This is a genomic window from Aurantimicrobium minutum, assembly GCF_029892845.1.
Lineage (GTDB): Bacteria > Actinomycetota > Actinomycetes > Actinomycetales > Microbacteriaceae > Aurantimicrobium > Aurantimicrobium minutum_B.
Window position 1 is genome coordinate 1 of sequence record NZ_JARXVT010000004.1, and the last position, 20627, is coordinate 20627.

Genomic DNA, 20627 nt, shown 5'->3' on the forward strand with positions numbered 1-20627 from the left:
GGTTTCGAGTGAATGTTTGACCCTGAGATCCATAAACTTTCTTCCCTTCAAGTAGAGACTCTTAATTACGAGTCCCACTTTTGGGGTTCAGTTCAGTGAGCAGGGGCTTTCTTGTTGTGGCTTAGTTGTAGCTGCGGAAAGCAACCACGGCGTTGTGTCCACCGAAGCCGAAAGAGTTGCTGATGGCGAGAATGTCACCGGCAGGAAGCTCACGTGGGCTGGTGACAACATCAAGCTTGATCTCAGGGTCCTGATCATCAAGGTTGATGGTGGGGGGAGCAAGACGGTTGTGGAGTGCCAGAACGGTGAACATGGCCTCAATAGCACCGGCACCACCAAGAAGGTGGCCGGTGGAAGCCTTAGTTGCTGATACAGCGATGTTGTCCAGGTGGTCTCCGAACACGCGGCGCAGAGCGTTATATTCAGCTATGTCACCCACGGGTGTTGAGGTGGCGTGAGCATTGATGTGGACAACGTCCTCAATGGTTGCGCCTGCCTGCTCGAGAGCTTGAAGCATGGCACGTGCTGCTGCAGAACCCTCTGGGTCTGGTGCAGTGATGTGATACGCGTCAGAGGTGACAGCGCCACCGGCAACCTCTGCATAAATCTTTGCGCCACGAGCGAGAGCGTGCTCTTCGGTTTCAAGAACCAGAGCAGCAGCACCTTCACCCAGGACGAAACCGTCACGGTTCACGTCATAGGGGCGAGAAGCGGCCTGTGGGTCATCATTGCGCTTAGACAGTGCCTGCATGGCAGCAAACGACGCAATAGGAAGTGGGTGGATTGCGGCTTCAGAACCACCCGCGATGATGACATCTGCCAGACCAGCCTGAAGGTGCTCATATGCGTTCGCGATAGCTTCGGTGCTGGAAGCACAAGCAGAAACGACGGTGCGCACACCTGCACGTGCGTGGAGGTCCATACCAATAGCTGCTCCGGGGCCGTTAGGCATGAGCATGGGAACGGTCATGGGGAGAACACGACGTGGACCCTTTTCGCGCAGGGTGTCCCACGCGTCGAGGAGAGTCCAGACTCCACCAATACCGGTGGACCAGTCAACGGCGAGGCGACCGGGGTCAACCTCGGGGCTGCCTGCATCTGCCCATGCTTCGCGGCCTGCGATGAGTGCGAACTGAGAAGAAGGGTCGAGACGCTTGGTCTCCACACGCTCAAGAACGTCGACTGCGGGAACCGCTGCCTGAGCAGCAAACTTGATGGGGATTTCCCACTTCTCAACCCACTCTTGTTCGAGTGCGCGAGCACCAGACTTACCAGCGAGGAGTGCAGCCCAGGTCTCGGGGGCATTTCCTGCGAGAGGAGACGTGGTACCGATACCGGTGACGACAATCTTCTTGCTCATGAGTTGAGTCTTTCTGGTGGGGATGTGAGGGAAAGCTGGGGGATTGTAAACAAGGGCCGGAACTGGTGTTACCGGCCCTCGCTTACGAAATCCTTAGGATGCAGAAACGATGAAGTTAACTGCGTCGCCAACGGTCTTGAGGTTCTTTACTTCCTCGTCGGGGATCTTTACGTCGAACTTCTCTTCAGCGTTCACGACGATGGTCATCATCGAGATCGAGTCAATGTCGAGGTCGTCGGTGAAAGACTTGTCCAGCTGTACCGTGTCGGTTGCAATGCCGGTTTCGTCGTTTACGAGCTCAGCCAGACCTGCAAGTACTTCTTCGGTGGACAGTGCCATTGTTATCTCCTTGTTGGGGGTTCGTTTGACTGGTTTAGTTTACCGGCCAAGTGAGGCTTTTCTAGGGAAGGACGACGACCTGAGCGCCATAGACGAGACCGGCACCAAAGCCGATTTCGAGGGCGAGGCCACCGCTGAGCTCGGGGTGTTCTTCGAGCAGTCTGTGGGTTGCGAGAGGGATTGAGGCAGCGGAGGTGTTCCCGGTGGTCTCAATGTCCTTCGCAATGACAACGGATTCGGGCAGTTTGAGCTGCTTTGCGAATTCGTCAATGATGCGCATGTTTGCCTGGTGGGGGATGAAGGCTGCGAGCTGATCGCTGGTGATGCCTGCTTCTTCAAGAGCCTTCTGAGCGACCTTAGCCATCTCCCAGACAGCCCAACGGAAAACAGTCTGGCCTTCTTGACGCAGAGTTGGCCAGGCTACGTCGCCGTGGCCATCGCGGTATTCAGCCAAAGTGTGGTTCATGCCGACGGCATCCCACTTCGAGCCGTCTGATCCCCAGACGCTCTTAGAGATGCCAGGGAAGTCACTGGGACCAACAACGGCAGCACCAGCGCCGTCACCGAGGAGGAAGCTAATGGTTCGGTCAGTCGGCTCGATGATCTCGCTGAGCTTTTCTGCGCCAATGACGAGTACATACTTGGCCAGACCTGAGCGGACAAACGAATCTGCCTGAGCAATTCCGTAGGTGTAACCAGCACACGCAGCAGAGATGTCATAGGCGGCCGCAGGGTTAGCGCCGACGCGGTCGGCTACCAGTGCTGCCATGGACGGGGTCTGCACCGTGTTGCTGATGGTGGAGATGAGGACGACATCAATCTCTTCAGGCTTGATGCCTGCCTTCGCAATCGCTTCCTTGGCCGCTTCTGTTGCTAGGTCAGCAGCAGTGATGCCCTTGGAGGCGCGCTTGCGTGTGATCACACCGGTGCGCTGGCGAATCCATTCATCGCTGGATTCGATCGGACCTGCGATGTCATCGTTGGTAACGGTGAGGTCACCACGAGCAGCACCCATGGCGTAAATGCGAGCGTACTTGGCGCCTTCAGACTGCTTGAGATTCACGTGAGTCATGATGAGTTCTTTCTCGTCCGGCCGCTTAGGCGACAGAGTCAATCAGTTCGCGGGCAGCTACAAGGTCTTCGGGAGTCTTCACAGCGACGGTAGGAACGCCCTTGAGGCCACGCTTAGCCAGGCCCACAAGTGCGCCGGCGGGAGCTAACTCGATAATGCCAGTGACCCCAGCAGTGGCGAAGCCCTCCATGCACTTATCCCAGCGCACAGGTGACGACACCTGACCAACCAGAAGATCGCGGAATTCCTGACCCTTGGTCACAATGGAGCCGTCTTTGTTGGTCCAGAGTGCCTTGACTGCATCAGCAGTGTTTACGGTCTCTGCAGCTTCGCGCAGAGTCTCCACAGCATCCAGCATGTAGCTGGTGTGGAATGCACCTGCAACCTGGAGAGGAATGACGCGAGTACCTGCAGGAGGCTCTTCAGCGAGCTTGGCTAGTGCGGGAAGTTCTCCGGCAACGACGAGCTGTCCGCCACCGTTGTAGTTGGCGGGGAAAAGGCCAAGCTCGGAGAGCTTGGCAAGAATCTCTGATTCTTCACCACCGATAACAGCGCTCATACCGGTAGGGATAATCGCTGCAGCATCTGCCATGGCGCGACCGCGGATACCCACCAGGCGCACGGCGTCTGTGGCGTCCAAGACACCAGCACCAGCAGCTGCGGTGAATTCTCCAACCGAGTGGCCGGCAATGCCAGCAGTCTTGGAAAGGTGATCTGTTTCTGCCAATGCATCCAGAGTGAGGATGCCAGCTGCCACGATGAGAGGCTGTGCAATCGAGGTGTCACGAATCGTGTCAGCGTCGCTGACAGTTCCGTGCTTGACCAGGTCAACACCTGCAGCGTCAGAAAGTGTTTCGAGAAGAGCTTTGGCTCCCGAATCAGCTATCCATGGTTCGAGGAATCCGGGGGTCTGTGAGCCCTGTCCAGGGCAGACAACAACAATCACGTGTTTAGTCTTCCAATCAATGGCGGTGAGCGCTGTGCACTCATCGACACACTATCGCGAGAATCGTTGTGGAGTCTCTACATTTTCCGCATGTTACCGGCGGAAAATCCCTATTCTGCAGTGGTGGGACGAAGTGGTTTGCGCGGCTTCTTGATGGGTTCCTTGATGGAACCCAAAATCAATGCACACTGCAAGATCATGGCTTCACGTGGACCAGTGGCATCCCAGCCAATGACATCAGTCACGCGCTTGAGGCGGTAACGCACCGTGTTGGGGTGAACAAACAGGTCCCGAGCCGTAGCTTCCAGGCTGCGGCCGTTGTCCAAATAACTCTGCAGAGTAGTAAGGAGCTCTGAAGACTGATCACTGAGTGGAACGTAAATGCGCTCAATCAGTGTGGCGCGAGCTAATGGGTCACCCGCAAGAGCTCGTTCAGGGAGCAAGTCGTCAGCGGCAATGGGCCTTGTAGCACCGCGCCACGCGCTGGCAACAGAGTAGCCAGCCAGTGCAGCACGAGCACTGGAGACAGCATCAACGAGGGAGGGAACCTCAGGTCCCACGACCAAGTGTCCTTCGCCGAAGTCTTCTTCGATCTTCTTGGTGATGTCCATGAAGCTCATGGTGGAGTTCTCCACCTCTTCTTCGAGAGGCTCAGCACGACCGATAACAACAACCAGACGGTTTCCCTGTACACCAATCAAAATGTCGGCGTGCAAATGACGTGCAGTTCGGCGCAGGCGGTCCACTTCTAACTGGCGTGGTGCGCGGCCAACAACGACACAGACCTCGCCACGGCCTTGCCAGCCCAAAGCAGCAATACGGCTGGGGAGCTCGTCATCGTATTCGCCAGAGAGGATGCTGTCGACTACGAGTGCCTCGAGACGTGCATCCCAGAGGCCGCGGGCCTCTGCTGCACGTGCATAGACATCAGCTGCTGCGAAAGCAATCTCACGCGAGTAAAGCAGGATCGCTTCGCGGAGCTCTTCACCGTGACCCTTGATGCGTTCTTCTACAACTTCTACCGTGCAGCGAATGAGCTGCAAGGTTTGCTGCAGGGTGACGGAGCGCAGAAGTTCACGAGGGGCTCCACCAAACACATCCGAGGCAATCCACGGAGTTGTTTTGGGGTCGTCAAACCAGGCAATGAACGAGGTAATTCCCGCCTGGGCTACTAGTCCCACAGCAGAGCGACGCCCAGGGGGCATATCGCGATACCAGGGAAGCGTGTCCTCTAGGCGTTTAACGGTCAGCGTGGAGAGCTCACCAGAAATGGTGCGCAACCAGGCAAGCGTTTCCGCTTTAGTTCGTTCAGCGGCCATCCGCGGTGGTTAGCTTTCGCCGCCGGCAGATCCGGTTGTTCCTGCAGTGACGTCGTAGAGGCGGTACTTCTCGATTGCCTGGCGAATCAGTCCACGATCAACCTTGCCCTGCTTAGCCAGCTGCTCGAGTGTGCGCACCACGACGGAAGGACCGTCGATGGTGAAGAAGCGACGAGCTGCTGCACGGGTGTCACTGAAACCAAAACCGTCAGCGCCCAAGGTGGCATAGTCACCAGGAACGTAGGGGCGAATCAGGTCAGGAACCATGTGGTTGTAGTCGGTCACAGCAACGAATGGACCTTCAGCACCAGAGAGCTTCTCGGTGACATAAGGAACCTGTGCAGGTGCCTCGGGGTTCATCATGTTGAAGTGGTCAGCTGCAATACCGTCGCGGCGCAGTTCACCCCATGAAGTGACAGACCAGACATCGGCAGAAACGCCCCAGTCTTCAGCGAGAAGTTTCTGTGCTTCCAAAGCCCAGGGAACAGCAACACCAGAAGCCAAGATCTGAGACTTGACGCCAGGCATGTCGTTTTCCTGGAGCTTGTAAATTCCGCGTAGAACGCCATCGACATCGAGGTTCTCAGGTTCAGCGGGCTGCTGAATGGGCTCGTTGTAGACGGTGATGTAGTACATCACGTTGGGGTCAGGGTGAGTTCCGCCATACATACGCTGCAGACCATCACGCATGATGTGTCCGATTTCGTAGGTGTAGGCAGGGTCATAGGTCACGACCGCAGGGTTAGTTGCAGCGAGGATAGGCGAGTGGCCGTCCGCGTGCTGGAGACCTTCACCGGTCAGTGTGGTGCGACCAGCTGTTGCACCAATGACGAATCCACGGACCATCTGGTCACCGGCGAGCCACAGGGCGTCACCGGTGCGCTGGAATCCGAACATCGAGTAGAAGACATAAATCGGGATAAGGATTTCACCCTGGGTGGAATAGGAGCTACCCACTGCGGTAAATGCTGCGAGTGCACCCGCCTCATTGATACCCACGTGCAGGATGGTTCCGGTGGGGTCTTCTTTGTAAGCAAGGAGAAGATCGCGGTCCACGGACATGTAGTGCTGTCCGTTGGGGTTGTAGATCTTCGCGTTGGGGAAGAAGGTGTCCATACCGAAGGTACGAGCCTCGTCAGGAATGATCGGCACAATACGTGGACCGAATTCCTTGTCTCGAATCATGTCCTTCAGCAGACGTACGAAGCCCATGGTGGTGGCGACTTCTTGAACACCAGAACCCTTGGCAGCGATGTCGTAAGTCTTCTTTTCGGGAAGAGCAAGCTCGGTGTACTTCGAGCGACGCTGAGGGACATATCCGCCTAGTTCACGGCGACGTTCGTGCATGTACTGCAGGCGAGGATCGTTTTCCTCAGGCTTGTAGTACGGAGGCATGTAGGGGTTTTCTTCCAGAACCGCATCAGTGATGGGGATCTTGAGGAAGTCACGCATGAGCTTGAGGTCATCAAGCTTCATCTTCTTCATCTGGTGGGTCGCGTTGCGGCCCTCGAAGTGCTTACCCAGTCCGTAACCCTTGATGGTGTGAGCCAGGATGACAGTGGGCTGACCCTTGTGCTCGGAAGCTGCCTTGAACGCGGCGAAGACCTTGTTGTAGTCGTGGCCACCGCGCTTGAGCTTCCAGACATCGTCATCGCTCATGTGCTCAACGAGCTTGAGCGCACGTGGGTCACGTGCGAAGAAGTTCTCACGCACAAAGGCGCCGTCTTCGGTCTTGTAGGTCTGGAAGTCACCATCGGGGGTGACGTTCATGAGGGTTCGGAGTGCACCGTCGTGGTCGTTCTCCAGCAGTGAATCCCATTCACGACCCCAGATGACCTTGATGACATTCCAGCCAGCTCCGCGGAAGAAGCTCTCGAGTTCCTGGATGATCTTTCCGTTACCGCGAACAGGACCGTCAAGGCGCTGCAGGTTGCAGTTGATCACGAAGTTGAGGTTGTCAAGGCCTTCGTTGGCAGCTACCTGGAGCTGTCCACGCGATTCGACCTCATCCATTTCGCCGTCTCCGAGGAATGCCCAGACCTGCTGGTCGGATGCATCCTTGATGCCACGGTTGGTGAGGTAACGGTTGAGCTGTGCCTGGTAGATCGCGTTGATGGGGCCGAGACCCATGGACACGGTGGGGAACTGCCAGAAGTCAGGCATCAAACGTGGGTGTGGGTAAGAAGAGAGTCCGCCACCGGCGTGAGACTTTTCCTGGCGGAAGCCATCGAGCTGGCTTTCGTTCAGGCGTCCCTCAAGGAATGCACGTGCGTAGACACCAGGAGAGGCGTGACCCTGCACGAAGATCTGATCGCCGCCACCAGGGTGGTCCTGGCCGCGGAAGAAGTGGTTGAAACCCACTTCGTAGAGAGAAGAAGAAGAAGCGTAAGACGAAATGTGTCCACCCACGCCAATGCCGGGGCGCTGTGCGCGGTGCACGAGCATCGCAGCGTTCCAGCGGATCCATGCACGGTAGCGACGTTCAGTCTCTTCGTCGCCAGGGAACGCGGGCTCGTTCTCTGGAGCAATGGTGTTGAGGTAGTCGGTTGTGGGAACCATGGGCACGCCCAGGTGAAGTTCCTTGGAGCGACGAAGGAGGGAGAGCATGATGTCTCGACCGCGTTCGTGACCCTGTGACGCAACGACGCCATCAAGTGATTCGTTCCATTCCGCTGACTCTTGCGGATCGGCGTCGTAGTTACTGACCGAGTAGGGATCCTGGTCGTTAACCGTCACAACAACCTCTTTCTTACAAGCAGATCGTGCTTGTACATGCTGGGGGAGGGAAGATCCAGCTGGGTTACAGCGTGGACACTAGGTAACACTCTACAGACGAGAAGATGCCCAACAGTAATTAGATATGGATATGTAAACCATCAACGCATCTAGGATTGTTCTGTCGTCATCCCACAAAACAAGGAGAAGCTCAAATGAGCCTAACTATTGGTGCTCCAGCCCCGGAATTCACTTTGAAGAACCAGTTCGGTGAAGAAGTATCTTTGTCGCAGTTCCGTGGGGTGAAACCAGTTGTCCTCGTGTTCTACCCACTCGCATTTACTGGCATCTGCACGGGTGAGCTCTGTGAACTGCGTGACAACATCTCTGTCTTCAAGACCAACGGTGTTGAACTACTTGCTATCTCGGTTGATTCCAGCCCCACTCTTCGTGTTTTTGCAGAAAAAGAAAACTATGATTTCTCCCTTCTCTCTGACATGTGGCCTCATGGTGAAGTTGCGATGAAGTACGGCGTATTCCTTGAAGACAAGGGCTTCGCGAACCGTGGCACCTTCGTGATCGACAAGGACGGAAACCTCGCAGGGCAGTTTGTCACCGCCCCTGGACAGGCTCGTGATTTCGCTTCGTACAAAGAGCTCGTAGAAAACCTGTAATATATTTCGAGCACGGGCCTTTAGCTCAGTTGGTAGAGCGCCACGTTTACACCGTGGATGTCATCGGTTCGAGCCCGGTAGGGCCCACTCGTGTGAAAGAGCGTCGCAGAAATGCGGCGCTCTTTCTTTTTTGTCTGGGCGACACCCGCCCTGAACTTTTGGGTTAACGTTTGGTGTTCAAGTAGTGTGCTCTGAGGGGATTTCCCCTACATCGTGCAAAGGAGGCGTGAACAATGACTGACAACTCAGAATCAACATTCCAGCCTCACTCTGATGAAGAGCTGGCACGTCTGTTGGAAGAACAGATGCGCGCAATGCGTTCTGCTCAGCCCATCACAGCCCCACAGCCTGTTGCTGCTTTCACTTCCGAACCCGTAGCACCTGCTGCGGGAGAAGAATTGGGCATCGACGATCTTTTCGGTGCGCTTCTCGAAGACACCACCGACATCCCTGTTGTTCAGGAGATTGTCGTCGAAGAAATCTTTGTTCCTTCAGTGGATGAGAGCACTCTCGAGCACACTCAGCCCATCACCTATGTCCACGAGGATGTTGTTGAGGCAGCAGTCGTGGAAGACCACATCATTGTTGAAGAAACAGTTGTTGAGGCAGTTATCGAAGATGCGCACGTCATTGCCGAGCGGGTTCTCTCTGAAATCAGCATCGATGGTGAAATTGTTGCCACCACGATTTCTGAAACCGCTGGATCTGATCCAATTCCCCAGATGTTTGGCGAAGCAGTGGTCAGCGAACCTGTTGCTGCTCCCGTGTTTGCCGCTTCGATGAGTTACACCCCTGAACCCGCCATCTTCGATGAGGTGCGTGTTGAAGATGAGGTCGTAGAAGACGTCATTGTTGAAGAAGTTGTCGTTGAAGAGTTTGAAGCTCCCCAGCTTCGTTCAACAAACCCCATCAATCACATCAACTCGTTCGCACCTCGCCCGAGCTTTGATGAGCTCGTTTTCGGAGTTAAGTCAGACGACTAGGCTCGAATCGTGACTAATCTTCGCGATGTTGTTGAGTATGCCCACTCTCTGTGGCCTCTTTCTGGAGCAGAAAGCTGGGATGCCCCAGGTCTCGTTTCAGGCTCTCTAGATAGCCCCGTTCAGCGCATCCTGCTCGCTGTGGATGCTGTTTCTTCGACGGTTGAACAAGCCGTTGAGGTCAAGGCAGATCTGTTGATCACTCATCACCCTTTACTCATGCGGGGTGTGACGAGTGTCAACGAAGAGCTGTATAAAGGCAGCCTCATTGCTCAGCTCATTCGAGGAAACGTGGCTCTCCTTGCTGCTCACACCAACGCTGATGTTGTGGAGAACGGCGTATCTGATGTCATTGCTCAATCATTAGGGCTCGTGAACACGTCACCTATCGAACCTGGTGCGCTTGCGGGAACGGGAATTGGCCGCGTGGGGAACCTTCCAGAAATGACCACTCTGGGAACTCTTGCTCGTGTTCTTGCTGATCTGCTTCCCAACACTGCTGGGGGAGTCAAAGTCTCAGGTGACTTCAATGCAGCTATTTCTCGCGTCGCACTCTGTGGAGGCGCAGGTGATTCATTGTTGGCTACTGAAGCTGTGCGGGGTTCTGATGTCTACATCACCTCTGATTTGCGTCACCATCCAGCTCAGGAAGCTCGAGAACAGGCACTGGTTTCTGGTGGTCCAGCTCTCATCGATGTCTCACACTGGGCATCTGAGTGGCTCTGGCTTGACACTGCTGCCTCTCAGCTGAAGAAGCAATTCCCTGATATCGATGTCGAGGTTTCGGATCTGCGAACAGATCCTTGGGACTTCCTCGTCGTACAGTAGAGATACAAGTTCCACCCATAATTCAACGAGAGAAGTGACGTGAAAGCACGCCCAGAGGATCAGCTCGCTCTGCTCACCCTGCAAGAACGTGATAACCACATCACTCAGTTGACCCACGCGCGGAAGAACATTGCCGAACAGACAGAGCTAGCGGAAGTGACGGCATCACTTCGTGAATTCTCTCAATCACTCATTGCAGCTCAGGGTGTTCTCGAAGACGCCAAGATTGAGCTTTCCCGCATCGAAGATGACGTGCGAGTAGTTGATGAGCGCATTGCTAAAGACAAGGAACGCGAATCTGGCGCCGCTTCGGCTAAGGATCTCCAGGCTCTCGAAGCAGAGCTGACGTCCCTTGCCACTCGCAAGAGCAACCTCGAAGACATTGAACTCGTGGTCATGCAAAGCATCGAAGATGCAGAAGTTGCTGTGGCAGACGTTGTTGTTGAGCGTGACGCTGTGGAAGCGCGTCGCGCCGCACTTGCGGCTGCCATCTCTTCACGCGAATCAGAAATTGATGCAGAATTAGCCACGGAGCAGGCAGCCCGCACCGAGCTTTCTGCCAGCCTTCCAGCGGACCTTGTCGAACTGTATGAGCGTCAGCGAGCACGCTATGGCATCGGTGCCGCTTTGCTGACTCGTCGAGTCACTGGCGGTAGCGGCGTAGAGCTCACCTCGACAGACCTCGATGCAGTTCGCGCTGCAGCACCAGATGACGTCGTCATCTGCCCAGACAGCTCCTGCATCTTGGTGCGCACGAACGAATCTGGGCTCTAATGCCACGTCAGCTCATCATTGAAGCCGATGGTGGCTCTCGAGGTAACCCCGGCATTGCTGCCGGCGGTGCAGTGGTTATTGATGGTGAATCGCAGCAAGTTCTTTCTTCTGTCGGAGTGTATGTGGGTATCGCCACGAACAACGTTGCCGAATACAACGGCCTCCTAGCTGGTCTGATCAAGGCCTACGAGATCGACCCTGGTGCACTTGTGCACGTCCGCATGGATTCCAAGCTTGTTGTTGAACAGATGTCAGGTCGTTGGAAGATCAAGCACCCTGATATGGCAGTACTTGCCGCCAAGGCAAAAAACGTTATTGGCAACCGTGCAGTGACCTATGAATGGGTGCCTCGTCTACAGAACGCGCTTGCTGATGCCGCTGCGAATAAGTCCATGGACCTCCGCGAATCCTTCGACGCGTAGGCACTTTCTCACTCCCGCTCTAGACTTAATCTGAATGGGTCGGCAAGACGGTCGCGTTAGTGGGGTTTACTCCGCTACCGAGGAACGTCCGGGCTCCACAGAGTAGGGCGGTGGGTAATTCCCACCCGGGGTAACCCGCGAGAACAGTGCAACAGAAAGTAAACCGCCTCCGGTTCGCCGGCGGTAAGGATGAAACGGTGGTGTAAGAGACCACCAGCAGTCTGGGTGACCAGATTGGCTAGGTAAACCTCGCCCGGAGCAAGGTCAGACAGAGAACGTTGAGGCTACTCGCTGAGTTCTCGGGTAGACCGCTAGAGAATTGCGGCAACGTAATTCCGAGATAGATGGCCGTCACGCGCAAGCGGACAGAACCCGGCGTAATAGCCGGCCCATTCACTTACTCCAGATCGAACGCTAAACGCGCGGCACCCATGATGCCAGCCTTGTTAAACAGCTTTGCGGGAACGATGGGGGTTCGAAGCGTGAGCAGGGGCAAGAACTTCTCGTGGCTCTTGGAGACCCCGCCGCCGACAATGAAGAGTTCGGGGGAGAAGAGCATCTCAACGTGGCTGTAATAGCGCTGCAGGCGCTCAGCCCACTCTGGGTAGCTCAGACCTTCACGCTCGCGCACAACGCCCGAGGCGCGCTTCTCAGCGTCGAATCCGTCAATTTCGAGGTGGCCCAGTTCGGCATTCGGAATAAGGACACCGTCATAGATCATGGCAGCACCAATACCCGTCCCGAGAGTGGTCATAATGACCAGTCCCTTCTGGTCACGTGCTGCGCCATAGATAACTTCGGCATACCCAGCTGCGTCAGCGTCGTTCACAAAGTGGATATTGCGACCAAGCTCCTTCTCAAAAAACTTCTCTGCTTCGAAGCCAATCCACCGCTGGGAGATGTTGGCTGCGAGCATCGTCACTCCGTGACGAATGGAGCTGGGAAAGCAAATTCCCACAGGAACGTTTTCGGGAGCATCGAGCTGTTCGATAACCTCTCGAACTACACGAGCGATGTCTTCGGGCTCTCCGCCTTCAGGTGTTGCCACACGCACGCGGTCTCCGATCATTTCTCCGGAGAGAACATCCACCAGGCCACCCTTGATTCCGGTGCCACCAATGTCGATACCAATTGCTGTTGCGCGCATGAAAAACCTTTGAAAGTCGTTGAGTTAAGAGAGTGTCAGGATGTCGGCACCGGTTTCGGTAACAACGAGGGTGTGTTCAAACTGGGCTGTCCAGGACTTGTCTTTGGTGGTGACGGTCCAGTCATCTGACCACATGTCCCATTCGTGAGTGCCGAGGGTCAGCATGGGCTCAATCGTGAACACCATGCCCACCTCCATTACGTCGTTGTAAAGGGGGGCTGAGTCGTAATGAGGAATGATGAGCCCCGAATGGAAGCTTGTGCCCACACCGTGGCCCGTGAAGTCCCGCACAACGCCATAACCGAAGCGTTTGGCATAGGACTCGATCGTGCGGCCAATCACGTTGACCTCACGTCCCGGGGCTACTGCCTTGATGCCACGACGAAGTGCCTCTTCAGTGCGTTCAACGAGGTCACGTACTTCTGGGGTTCCTTCACCCACAATGAAGGTGCGGTTAGTGTCACCGTGCACACCATCGAGATAACTTGTGATGTCGACGTTGACCAGGTCACCCTCTTGTAGCACAGTGTCATCAGGAATGCCGTGGCAGATCACTTCATTCAGGCTTGTGCACAGAGACTTGGGGTAGCCGCGATATCCCAGAGTTGAGGGATAAGCGCCATGGTCCAGAACGTATTCATGGCCAATCCGGTCAATCTCGTCCGTCGTCATTCCTGGCTTAAGGAGAGTGCCAATCAGATCAAGCGCCTGGGAGGAAATTCTTCCAGCACGACGAATCTTCTCAATCGTCTCCGCGTCGTAGATATCTCCACCCTCATGTGCTGGAGGAGAGGCTTTGCCAACGTACGGAGGGCGAACAATCTCACCTGGAACCGAACGCTGTGGGCTCAAAACTCCGGGAATCAAAACCCCTGCGGCATCTCTAGGCATAAGGTTAAGTTTATGTCTGACAAGCCAAGTGAAATGTTCTGGTACAACCTGCACACCAAGGCAGTTGAAAAGGGATTCCTTTCGCCCTCATCTGAGCGCGTGGGCCCTTTCGAAACTGCACACGAAGCAGAGCACGCCATGGAAAAGTTGCGTGAAAACAGCGACCGTTGGGAAGCTGAAGAGCGTGCGGAGCGCGAAGGTAACTAGTTAGTTATCTTCGTAGCTGTGCTCAGGGCCTGGGTAGGCTCCTGATTCCACATCTGCTTTGAATGCCTGTGCGGCATCGCTCAAAATTGCACCCAGGTTGGCGTACTGCTTGACGAACTTGGGCACACGACCGGTGTTCATGCCGGCAAAGTCTGTCCAGACCAAGAGCTGGCCGTCTGTTTCTGCACCCGCACCCACGCTGATGGTGGGGATGCTCAATTCTGCTGTGACACGGGCAGCCAGTTCAGCTGGAATCATTTCGAGCACCACTGCAAAAGCTCCTGCGGTCTCAACAGCCTTGGCATCTGCCAGAACGGCGTCTGCAGCTTCGCCGCGGCCCTGAATCATGTGACCACCTAGACCGTGCTCGCTCTGAGGAGTGAAGCCTACGTGTCCCATCACGGGAATTCCTGATTCCACAATGCGTCGGATCTGGTCAGCGCTACGAACACCACCTTCAAGCTTGACGGCGTGAGCGTGTGTTTCTTTCATGAAGCGCATCGCCGTGCGCAGAGCGTGTTCAGGCCCCTCTTCATAGGAACCGAAGGGCATATCTGCAATTACGAATGCTCGCTTGGCAGATAGTGCTACAGCACGTGTCAGCGGAATGAGCTCATCCACCGTGACCGGAAGAGTTGAGTCGTAGCCCAGAACAGTATTTCCTGCAGAGTCGCCCACGAGAAGAAAGTCAATGCCGGCCTCGTCGAAAATCTGAGCAGTTAAGGTGTCGTAACTGGTCAAGCCCGTGATCTTGATGCCGTTTGCTTTTGCCTGGGCAAAGTGACGCGTGCGGACACGCTTGGTGACAGCATCTGAGGTGGGATCTGGGTGAACGCTCATGGAACCAGTCTAGTTACGCGTAAATGTGACCGGCAGTCGACGGTCACGCCCGAAAGCCATCTCAGAGATCTTGGGACCAATGGCACCTTGACGTCGTTTCCATTCAGCACGGTCGACGAGTGAAATGACACGGCCCACCATCTCAGAGCCGAAACCACGAGAAATAATCTCATCACGCCCTACACGCTCGGTAATGTAGGCATCCAGGATGGCATCCAGAACGTCATATTCGGGCAAGGTATCTTGATCGACCTGCCCTGGGCGAAGTTCTGCCGAGGGCGGTTTCGTGATGGAATTCTCTGGAATCGGGGGAGTGAGCCCCTTTTTTCGAGCATGCTGGTTGCGCCAACGAGCCAATTCCCACACCAATGTCTTGGGTACGTCCCGAATGGGGGCGAAGCCACCCACGCTGTCACCATAAATGGTGCTGTATCCCACCGCAATCTCGGTCTTGTTGCCGGTGGTGAGCACGAGGTGACCCTCAGCGTTGCTCAGCCCCATCAAAATGATGCCGCGAATTCGAGCCTGCAGGTTCTCCGCAGCAACGCCATCCAAATGAAGTTGAGTTTCCACTGGTTCAACCAGGGGAGCAATAGCTTCCGTGCGCATGTCTATTCCTAGACGTTCCGCCAAGTCATCTGCGTCAGAACGTGAGTGATCACTGGAATAGTTACTGGGCATCGAGACGCCAAAGACGCGATCGGGGCCGATTGCATCAACAGCAAGGGCTGCGCACACTGCGGAGTCAATACCGCCGGATAAGCCGAGAATCACGGAACGGAAGCCGTTCTTTTCGACGTAATCGCGCATTCCAAGAACCAATGCGTCCCAGATTTGCTCATTAATCTCGAGCTGAGGTGCGATGTCGTTGACAATCTTGGAACGGGTAGCCCGCTCGGGGTGTCCCTTGCCGGCTTCCACCACAACCACTCCAGGGCCCACCTGAGCGCCATGTGTTGTCGAATCCTTTACGTCGATATCCAGCATGAGGGTTTGTTCCACGAACTGGTGTGCACGGGCTAGGACTTTGCCGGAGGCGTTGGTCGCAAAGGTGCCACCGTCAAAGACCAAATCATCCTGACCGCCCACGAGGTTCACATAGACCGCTGGAGCATTGACCTGCTCTGCGCGTCGTTGGACGAGAGGCAGTCGCACTTCATCCTTTTCACGTTCAAAAGGTGAACCATTGAGAATCAACAGAAGGCTTGGCTTTACCTGCGCAATTGCTGCCACGGGTCCACCTTCGCGCCAAATATCTTCACAAATAGCAAGGGCAACATCTGCCCCTGCCACGTGAACGACGAGCGCATCCGTTCCAGAACGGAATATGCGGTATTCGTCGAAGACGGAGTAATTGGGAAGGTGATGTTTGTTATAAATCCCGATGATGCGGCCATCTTGTAATACCGCGGCTGAGTTATATGCAATTGCCGAAGGCGAATGTGTATTGGCGTGATGATCGTCTAGTGGTCCGTGCGGGAACCCCACAATTACGGGAATGGACCCGGCTCCAGCTGCCGAAATCTGAGTAGCAATCTCTTCTAAGTGAGTTCGTGTTTCGCGCAAGAAATCTGGACGATTAGCGAGGTCTTCGATGGGATACCCCGTCAAAGACATCTCAGCAAAAGCAACAAGATCGGCTCCCTGGCCGTAAGCCTCAACCGCTGTGTTAACAATCTGTAAAAAATTGCGAGAAAAATCCCCTAAACGCGGGTTTGTCTGGGCAAGCGCCAAGCGAAGTATGGGCATAACAAGTAGCCTAGTAGCGATAGGAAAGGGTTCTCATGGACAAGCAACAGGACTTCGTGCTGCGCACGATTGAAGAGCGCGGCGTAAAGTTTGTTCGCCTCTGGTTCACCGACGTTGTGGGAACTCTGAAATCAGTTGCTGTAGCACCTGCAGAGGTCGAAGGTGCCTTCGCTGAAGGTGTTGGTATCGATGGTTCTGCCATTGAGGGTCTGACCCGTGCCTATGAGGCAGATGTCCTCGCACACCCAGACCCCAGCACTTTCCAGATTCTTCCGTGGCGTGGTGAAGTAGACCCCACGGCTCGCATGTTCTGCGACATCAATACTCCTGACGGCCAGCCTGCTGTTTCTGACCCTCGCAACGTTCTCAAGCGCACGTTGGCTAAGGCTGCAGAACGTGGCTTCACTTTCTACACTCACCCTGAGATTGAGTTCTATCTCCTCAAGGACAGCGACTGGGCAAACGGTGGTGCACAACCCGTAGACACAGCTGGATACTTCGACAACGTTCCTGGCGGCACTGCACACGACTTCCGTCGTCGCTCCGTGCGCATGCTCGAAGACATCGGAATCTCTGTCGAATTCAGCCACCACGAAGCTGGCCCTGGTCAGAACGAGATTGACTTGCGCTATGCAGATGCGTTGACCACTGCGGACAACATCATGACCTTCCGCACGGTGATCAAGGAAGTAGCGATGGAGCAGGGCGTTTACGCCACCTTCATGCCGAAGCCTTTCGCGCAGCACCCCGGTTCGGGTATGCACACCCACATGTCCCTCTTTGAGGGTGACAACAACGCCTTCTATGAAGCCGGTGCAAAGCACCAACTCTCCAAGGTTGGTCGCCAGTTCATTGCTGGTCTGTTGCACTTCGCACCCGAGATCACGGCGATTACGAACCAGTACGTCAACTCTTATAAGCGTCTCTGGGGCGGTGGAGAGGCTCCTGCTTTTGCTAACTGGGGCCACAACAACCGTTCAGCACTCGTTCGCGTACCCGTCTACAAGTCTGGCAAGGGCCAAAGCGCTCGTATTGAATACCGTGCAATTGATTCTGCAGCGAACCCTTACCTTGCATACTCAGTCCTGCTTGCAGCCGGCCTGAAGGGTATTGAGGAAGGCATGGAACTTCCTGCAGAAGCTGAAGAGAACGCCTGGGAGCTCACTGACACTGAGCGCAAGGCTCTCGGTTACAAGCCATTGCCCTCCAGTCTTAACAATGCAATTCTGCTGATGGAAGAATCAGAATTGGTTGCCGAGACGCTCGGGTCAAAGGTCTTTGATTACGTCCTGCGTAACAAGCGCCAAGAGTGGGCTGACTACCGTAACCAGGTCACCAACTTCGAGTTGCGCTCTAACCTCGAGACGCTCTAACAGCTCCATTACTCGTGGCACTGTCGCGCACTCAGCTCGCTAAGGCCGGTTTTGCCGACCTCAGCGAAGCACTGATGCAGCTCGAAAGCGTCTGTGAACTCACGGGAAGCAATGCAGAACTCATTTTGAGTTCTATTCACAACAGTGCGGACCCTGACCGGGCGATTGCGTGGTTATTGCGTCTGAGCCAGTCGGCAGCTTCTATGAAGTCTGTGAAGAAACTCCTGTCAGAACAGGAATCTACAACCCGACTGCTGAGTATCTTGGGCGGCTCCAAAGGACTTGCTGAGTTCATTGAACGCCATCCCCACACACTTGCATTTTTCCAAGATGAACCTGGTCTGCCGGGGGACCAGGAGAAGATGCGGGCCTCGTTACTCAAAAGCGTGGGAGCTGTCAAAGGTTTCGCACAAACCGGCGGAGACACAGCCCGCGATGCATTACGTATTCATTACCGCGAGCTCTTACTCAAGATCGCTATTTGGGATCTAGGTCACGACAACCCATTGCACCAGATCGAGTGGGTGACGGGTTCTCTCTCCGATATTGCCGGTGGAGCACTCGAAGCGGGTCTCGCAATTGCGCGCACCGAGGTTGCAGAGAATTTCTCGCCCGAAGAGGTTGCACTCGTTGATCTAGCCATCATTGGTATGGGTAAGTGCGGAGCACGCGAGCTCAACTATCTCAGCGATGTGGATGTCATTTATGTGGGGGCTTCGCTCGACGAAGAGAAACTGCCTACAGACAAGGCACTCACCATTGCTACTCGTCTTGCCCAGCACACAGCACGCGCCATCTTTGAAGTATCCAAAGAACCTGGACTATGGGAAGTAGATGCCAACCTCCGCCCAGAAGGTAAAGATGGCGCACTTGTGCGCACTCTGGAATCCCACCTGGCTTACTACGACCGCTGGGCCAAAGACTGGGAGTTCCAAGCACTTCTCAAAGCTAGGCCGCTTGCAGGTAGCGCTGAGCTCGGCGAGAGATATGTCTCCTCAGTTGCACCCAAGATCTGGTCCAGTGCCAGCCGTTCCAACTTTGTTGAACAGGTTCAACGCATGCGAGAGCGCGTCACCGAAAACATTCCCGGTGATGACGTCGAGTTTCAGATCAAACTGGGGCCTGGCGGTTTGCGCGATATCGAATTCACTGTGCAGCTGTTGCAGCTTGTTCATGGTCTTGTTGATGACACTGTTCACACCAAGGGAACTCTTGAGTCATTAGCTCGCTTGTCGGAGGCCGGCTACGTTGGTCGGGATGAAGCACAGTCCTTTGCTGAGAATTATCGCTTCCTTCGTTTGCTTGAACATCGCATGCAGTTACGTGATCTCTCTCGCACACACCTGATGCCTCGTGACGAAGCGGGACAACGAGTTCTTGCTCGAGCCACTGGCTTATGGAATACAGCTGATGAAGTTGTTTCACACTGGCAACAGACCAAGCTCGATGTTCGTGAACTCCACGAGCGTCTGTTTTACAGACCCTTGCTTGCGGCAGTGGCAAAGCTTCCAGAAGAAACTCACCAACTCACCAGTGATCAGGCAGAGGCTCGTCTTGCGGCTATTGGTTTCCGTGACCCGCAGGGTTCCCTCAAGCACATTGCCGCACTGACCAACGGCGTCTCCCGCCGGGCAGCTATTCAGCGTGCGTTGCTTCCTGTCATGTTGCAGTGGCTTTCTGAAGGCGCGAACCCTGACCATGGGTTGCTGACGTTCCGTCTACTCAGCGAACAGCTGGGGGAGTCTCACTGGTTCTTACGCATGCTGAGAGACTCTGCGGGTGCTGCTCAACGACTTACCAAAGTGCTCAGTGGTTCGCGCTATGTATCCGACTTGATGGAACTCATCCCTGAGTCTGCTGCCTGGTTCGACGGGGATGAAGAGCTTGCTCCCACGCCTCAGGATGTCCTCGAAGCAGAAGTTCTCGCAATTCTGGCCCGCCATCACGGTGACGATGACACCGCGCGCAAGGCTGTTCGTTCCATGCGCCGACGTGAAGTGCTCCGTTTGGCTATTGGTGGCATTTTGAATGTGCTGACGATTGACCAGATCAGCCAGGGCCTCAGCGACGTCACAACCGCTTCCTTGAACGGATATCTCGGCATTGCTCTGCGAGAAGCGGAGCGCAATCCTGAATTCGCCGTGATTGCCATGGGGCGTTATGGCGGCCAAGAACTGGGATTCGACAGCGATGCTGATGTGATTTATGTCTACAGGCCCACAGCGGAGTGTGAAGGCGAGCAGGCCCAGAAGCGTGCGGAACGAATTGTCTTGCGCATCAAAGAGCTTGTCGAAGACCCACGACTTCCATTCGAAATCGACACTGATCTTCGTCCAGAAGGTAAGAACGGTGCCATTGCCCGTTCACTGGAGTCCTACGCCGCTTATTACGCGCGCTGGTCCCTGATGTGGGAAGCGCAGGCTTTGTTGCGTGCACGTGCCGTGTTAGGCCCTGAGAAGCTTCAAGAAGACATGATGAAGCTCATAGATAGTGTTCGATACCCTGATGGCATCAGCGTTGATGATGTGAGAGAAATCCGACGCATCAAGGCACGAGTTGAGGCTGAACGCCTGCCACAGGGTGCTGACCCATCTCGCCACGTGAAGTTGGGGCGAGGGTCACTCAGCGATGTCGAGTGGACTGTGCAGTTACTCCAACTTCAATTTGCTCATTCTCATCCAGCGTTGAAGACAACTTCCTCCGTGGGGGCACTGCGCGCAGCGGTTGACGCTGGACTCATCGAAGAAGTTGATGCGCAGAAACTGATTGAGGCATGGATATTTTCTTCTCGCGTGCGCTCAGGAATCACGATCTGGGCAGATAAAGCGACGGACGTTCTTCCACAGGACACTCGAGACCTTGAAGGTATTGCGCGTTTGTTGAACTACCCACCAGGTTCTGCAACTCGTCTAGAAGAGGACTACCTCTCCATCACTCGTCGATGCCGCCAAGTGGTTGAACGCGTATTCTTCGATTTCTAATTCACGTCTG

Annotated in this window: 18 protein-coding genes, 1 tRNA gene and 1 other RNA gene; 10 read left to right on the plus strand and 10 right to left on the minus strand. The window is 55.1% G+C overall.

What is annotated here, in order from left to right:
- Positions 1–121: 121 nt before the first annotated feature.
- The 6 genes from M2118_RS06040 to aceE all read right to left on the minus strand — a co-directional run bounded on the left by M2118_RS06040 (position 122) and on the right by aceE (position 7772).
- On the minus strand, positions 122–1360 hold the full coding sequence (locus M2118_RS06040; protein ID WP_280795036.1) for a beta-ketoacyl-[acyl-carrier-protein] synthase family protein: 1239 nt from the start codon (positions 1358–1360) through the stop codon (positions 122–124).
- A gap of 93 nt (positions 1361–1453) precedes the next feature.
- Positions 1454–1699, minus strand: coding sequence for an acyl carrier protein (locus M2118_RS06045; protein WP_110233182.1), 246 nt, complete (start codon positions 1697–1699; stop codon positions 1454–1456).
- A gap of 61 nt (positions 1700–1760) precedes the next feature.
- On the minus strand, positions 1761–2771 hold the full coding sequence (locus M2118_RS06050; RefSeq protein WP_280795037.1) for a beta-ketoacyl-ACP synthase III: 1011 nt from the start codon (positions 2769–2771) through the stop codon (positions 1761–1763).
- Between the two features lie 25 nt (positions 2772–2796).
- Positions 2797–3717: an ACP S-malonyltransferase gene (locus M2118_RS06055; RefSeq protein ID WP_280795038.1), complete on the minus strand. Its 921-nt coding sequence runs from the start codon at positions 3715–3717 to the stop codon at positions 2797–2799.
- 110 nt (positions 3718–3827) lie between these two features.
- The gene (locus tag M2118_RS06060; RefSeq protein WP_280795039.1) at positions 3828–5036 is read right to left on the minus strand and encodes a PucR family transcriptional regulator; all 1209 of its coding nucleotides are present in this window, start codon (positions 5034–5036) and stop codon (positions 3828–3830) included.
- A gap of 9 nt (positions 5037–5045) precedes the next feature.
- Positions 5046–7772, minus strand: coding sequence for a pyruvate dehydrogenase (acetyl-transferring), homodimeric type (gene aceE / locus M2118_RS06065; RefSeq protein ID WP_280795040.1), 2727 nt, complete (start codon positions 7770–7772; stop codon positions 5046–5048).
- A 194-nt stretch (positions 7773–7966) separates the two neighbouring features.
- Here aceE and M2118_RS06070 point away from each other — a divergent pair, with 194 nt between their 5' ends.
- The 7 genes from M2118_RS06070 to rnpB all read left to right on the plus strand — a co-directional run bounded on the left by M2118_RS06070 (position 7967) and on the right by rnpB (position 11825).
- Positions 7967–8425 (plus strand): peroxiredoxin, encoded by a 459-nt coding sequence (locus M2118_RS06070; RefSeq protein ID WP_280795041.1) that lies wholly within the window; start codon positions 7967–7969, stop codon positions 8423–8425.
- Between the two features lie 14 nt (positions 8426–8439).
- A tRNA-Val gene (locus M2118_RS06075) sits at positions 8440–8512 on the plus strand.
- A gap of 146 nt (positions 8513–8658) precedes the next feature.
- Entirely contained in the window at positions 8659–9408 is a 750-nt protein-coding gene (locus tag M2118_RS06080) for a hypothetical protein (RefSeq protein ID WP_280795042.1), read from the plus strand.
- 6 nt (positions 9409–9414) lie between these two features.
- Entirely contained in the window at positions 9415–10233 is an 819-nt protein-coding gene (locus M2118_RS06085) for a Nif3-like dinuclear metal center hexameric protein (protein ID WP_432418388.1), read from the plus strand.
- 39 nt (positions 10234–10272) lie between these two features.
- Positions 10273–11007, plus strand: coding sequence for a zinc ribbon domain-containing protein (locus tag M2118_RS06090; protein WP_280795044.1), 735 nt, complete (start codon positions 10273–10275; stop codon positions 11005–11007).
- Complete coding sequence (locus M2118_RS06095) at positions 11007–11429, plus strand: reverse transcriptase-like protein (RefSeq protein ID WP_280795045.1); 423 nt, start codon at positions 11007–11009, stop codon at positions 11427–11429. Before M2118_RS06090 ends, M2118_RS06095 begins: the two co-directional genes overlap by 1 nt.
- Positions 11430–11464: 35 nt before the next feature.
- Positions 11465–11825, plus strand: an RNA gene (gene rnpB, locus M2118_RS06100) — RNase P RNA component class A.
- Position 11826: 1 nt separating this feature from the next.
- Here the strand turns inward: rnpB and ppgK are convergent.
- Positions 11827–12576 (minus strand): polyphosphate--glucose phosphotransferase, encoded by a 750-nt coding sequence (ppgK, locus tag M2118_RS06105; RefSeq protein ID WP_280795046.1) that lies wholly within the window; start codon positions 12574–12576, stop codon positions 11827–11829.
- Positions 12577–12600: 24 nt separating this feature from the next.
- Positions 12601–13467: a type I methionyl aminopeptidase gene (map, locus tag M2118_RS06110; protein WP_280795047.1), complete on the minus strand. Its 867-nt coding sequence runs from the start codon at positions 13465–13467 to the stop codon at positions 12601–12603.
- Between the two features lie 12 nt (positions 13468–13479).
- Here map and M2118_RS06115 point away from each other — a divergent pair, with 12 nt between their 5' ends.
- Positions 13480–13674: an SPOR domain-containing protein gene (locus tag M2118_RS06115; protein ID WP_280795048.1), complete on the plus strand. Its 195-nt coding sequence runs from the start codon at positions 13480–13482 to the stop codon at positions 13672–13674.
- On the opposite strand, the gene panB is transcribed toward M2118_RS06115, so the two are convergent.
- Entirely contained in the window at positions 13675–14514 is an 840-nt protein-coding gene (panB, locus tag M2118_RS06120; RefSeq protein ID WP_280795049.1) for a 3-methyl-2-oxobutanoate hydroxymethyltransferase, read from the minus strand.
- Positions 14515–14523: 9 nt separating this feature from the next.
- Complete coding sequence (locus M2118_RS06125) at positions 14524–16263, minus strand: NAD+ synthase (protein WP_280795050.1); 1740 nt, start codon at positions 16261–16263, stop codon at positions 14524–14526.
- Between the two features lie 35 nt (positions 16264–16298).
- On the opposite strand from M2118_RS06125, the gene M2118_RS06130 reads away from it, so the two are divergent.
- Together M2118_RS06130 and M2118_RS06135 are read left to right on the plus strand one after the other, a co-directional pair.
- Complete coding sequence (locus M2118_RS06130; protein WP_280795051.1) at positions 16299–17636, plus strand: glutamine synthetase family protein; 1338 nt, start codon at positions 16299–16301, stop codon at positions 17634–17636.
- Between the two features lie 14 nt (positions 17637–17650).
- Positions 17651–20617, plus strand: a complete 2967-nt coding sequence (locus M2118_RS06135) for a bifunctional [glutamine synthetase] adenylyltransferase/[glutamine synthetase]-adenylyl-L-tyrosine phosphorylase (protein ID WP_280795053.1) — start codon at positions 17651–17653, stop codon at positions 20615–20617.
- The last annotated feature ends 10 nt before the right edge of the window (positions 20618–20627 follow it).

Bases quoted from the DNA above. Each gene is read 5' to 3' on its own strand.
- M2118_RS06060 (WP_280795039.1), bottom strand. From the start codon at position 5,036: ATGGCCGCTGAACGAACTAAAGCGGAAACGCTTGCCTGGTTGCGCACC.
- map (WP_280795047.1), bottom strand. From the start codon at position 13,467: ATGCCTAGAGATGCCGCAGGGGTTTTGATTCCCGGAGTTTTGAGCCCA.
- ppgK (WP_280795046.1), bottom strand. From the start codon at position 12,576: ATGCGCGCAACAGCAATTGGTATCGACATTGGTGGCACCGGAATCAAG.
- M2118_RS06070 (WP_280795041.1), top strand. From the start codon at position 7,967: ATGAGCCTAACTATTGGTGCTCCAGCCCCGGAATTCACTTTGAAGAAC.
- M2118_RS06080 (WP_280795042.1), top strand. From the start codon at position 8,659: ATGACTGACAACTCAGAATCAACATTCCAGCCTCACTCTGATGAAGAG.
- M2118_RS06130 (WP_280795051.1), top strand. From the start codon at position 16,299: ATGGACAAGCAACAGGACTTCGTGCTGCGCACGATTGAAGAGCGCGGC.
- M2118_RS06095 (WP_280795045.1), top strand. From the start codon at position 11,007: ATGCCACGTCAGCTCATCATTGAAGCCGATGGTGGCTCTCGAGGTAAC.
- M2118_RS06050 (WP_280795037.1), bottom strand. From the start codon at position 2,771: ATGACTCACGTGAATCTCAAGCAGTCTGAAGGCGCCAAGTACGCTCGC.
- M2118_RS06045 (WP_110233182.1), bottom strand. From the start codon at position 1,699: ATGGCACTGTCCACCGAAGAAGTACTTGCAGGTCTGGCTGAGCTCGTA.
- M2118_RS06125 (WP_280795050.1), bottom strand. From the start codon at position 16,263: ATGCCCATACTTCGCTTGGCGCTTGCCCAGACAAACCCGCGTTTAGGG.
- panB (WP_280795049.1), bottom strand. From the start codon at position 14,514: ATGAGCGTTCACCCAGATCCCACCTCAGATGCTGTCACCAAGCGTGTC.
- M2118_RS06115 (WP_280795048.1), top strand. From the start codon at position 13,480: ATGTCTGACAAGCCAAGTGAAATGTTCTGGTACAACCTGCACACCAAG.
- M2118_RS06040 (WP_280795036.1), bottom strand. From the start codon at position 1,360: ATGAGCAAGAAGATTGTCGTCACCGGTATCGGTACCACGTCTCCTCTC.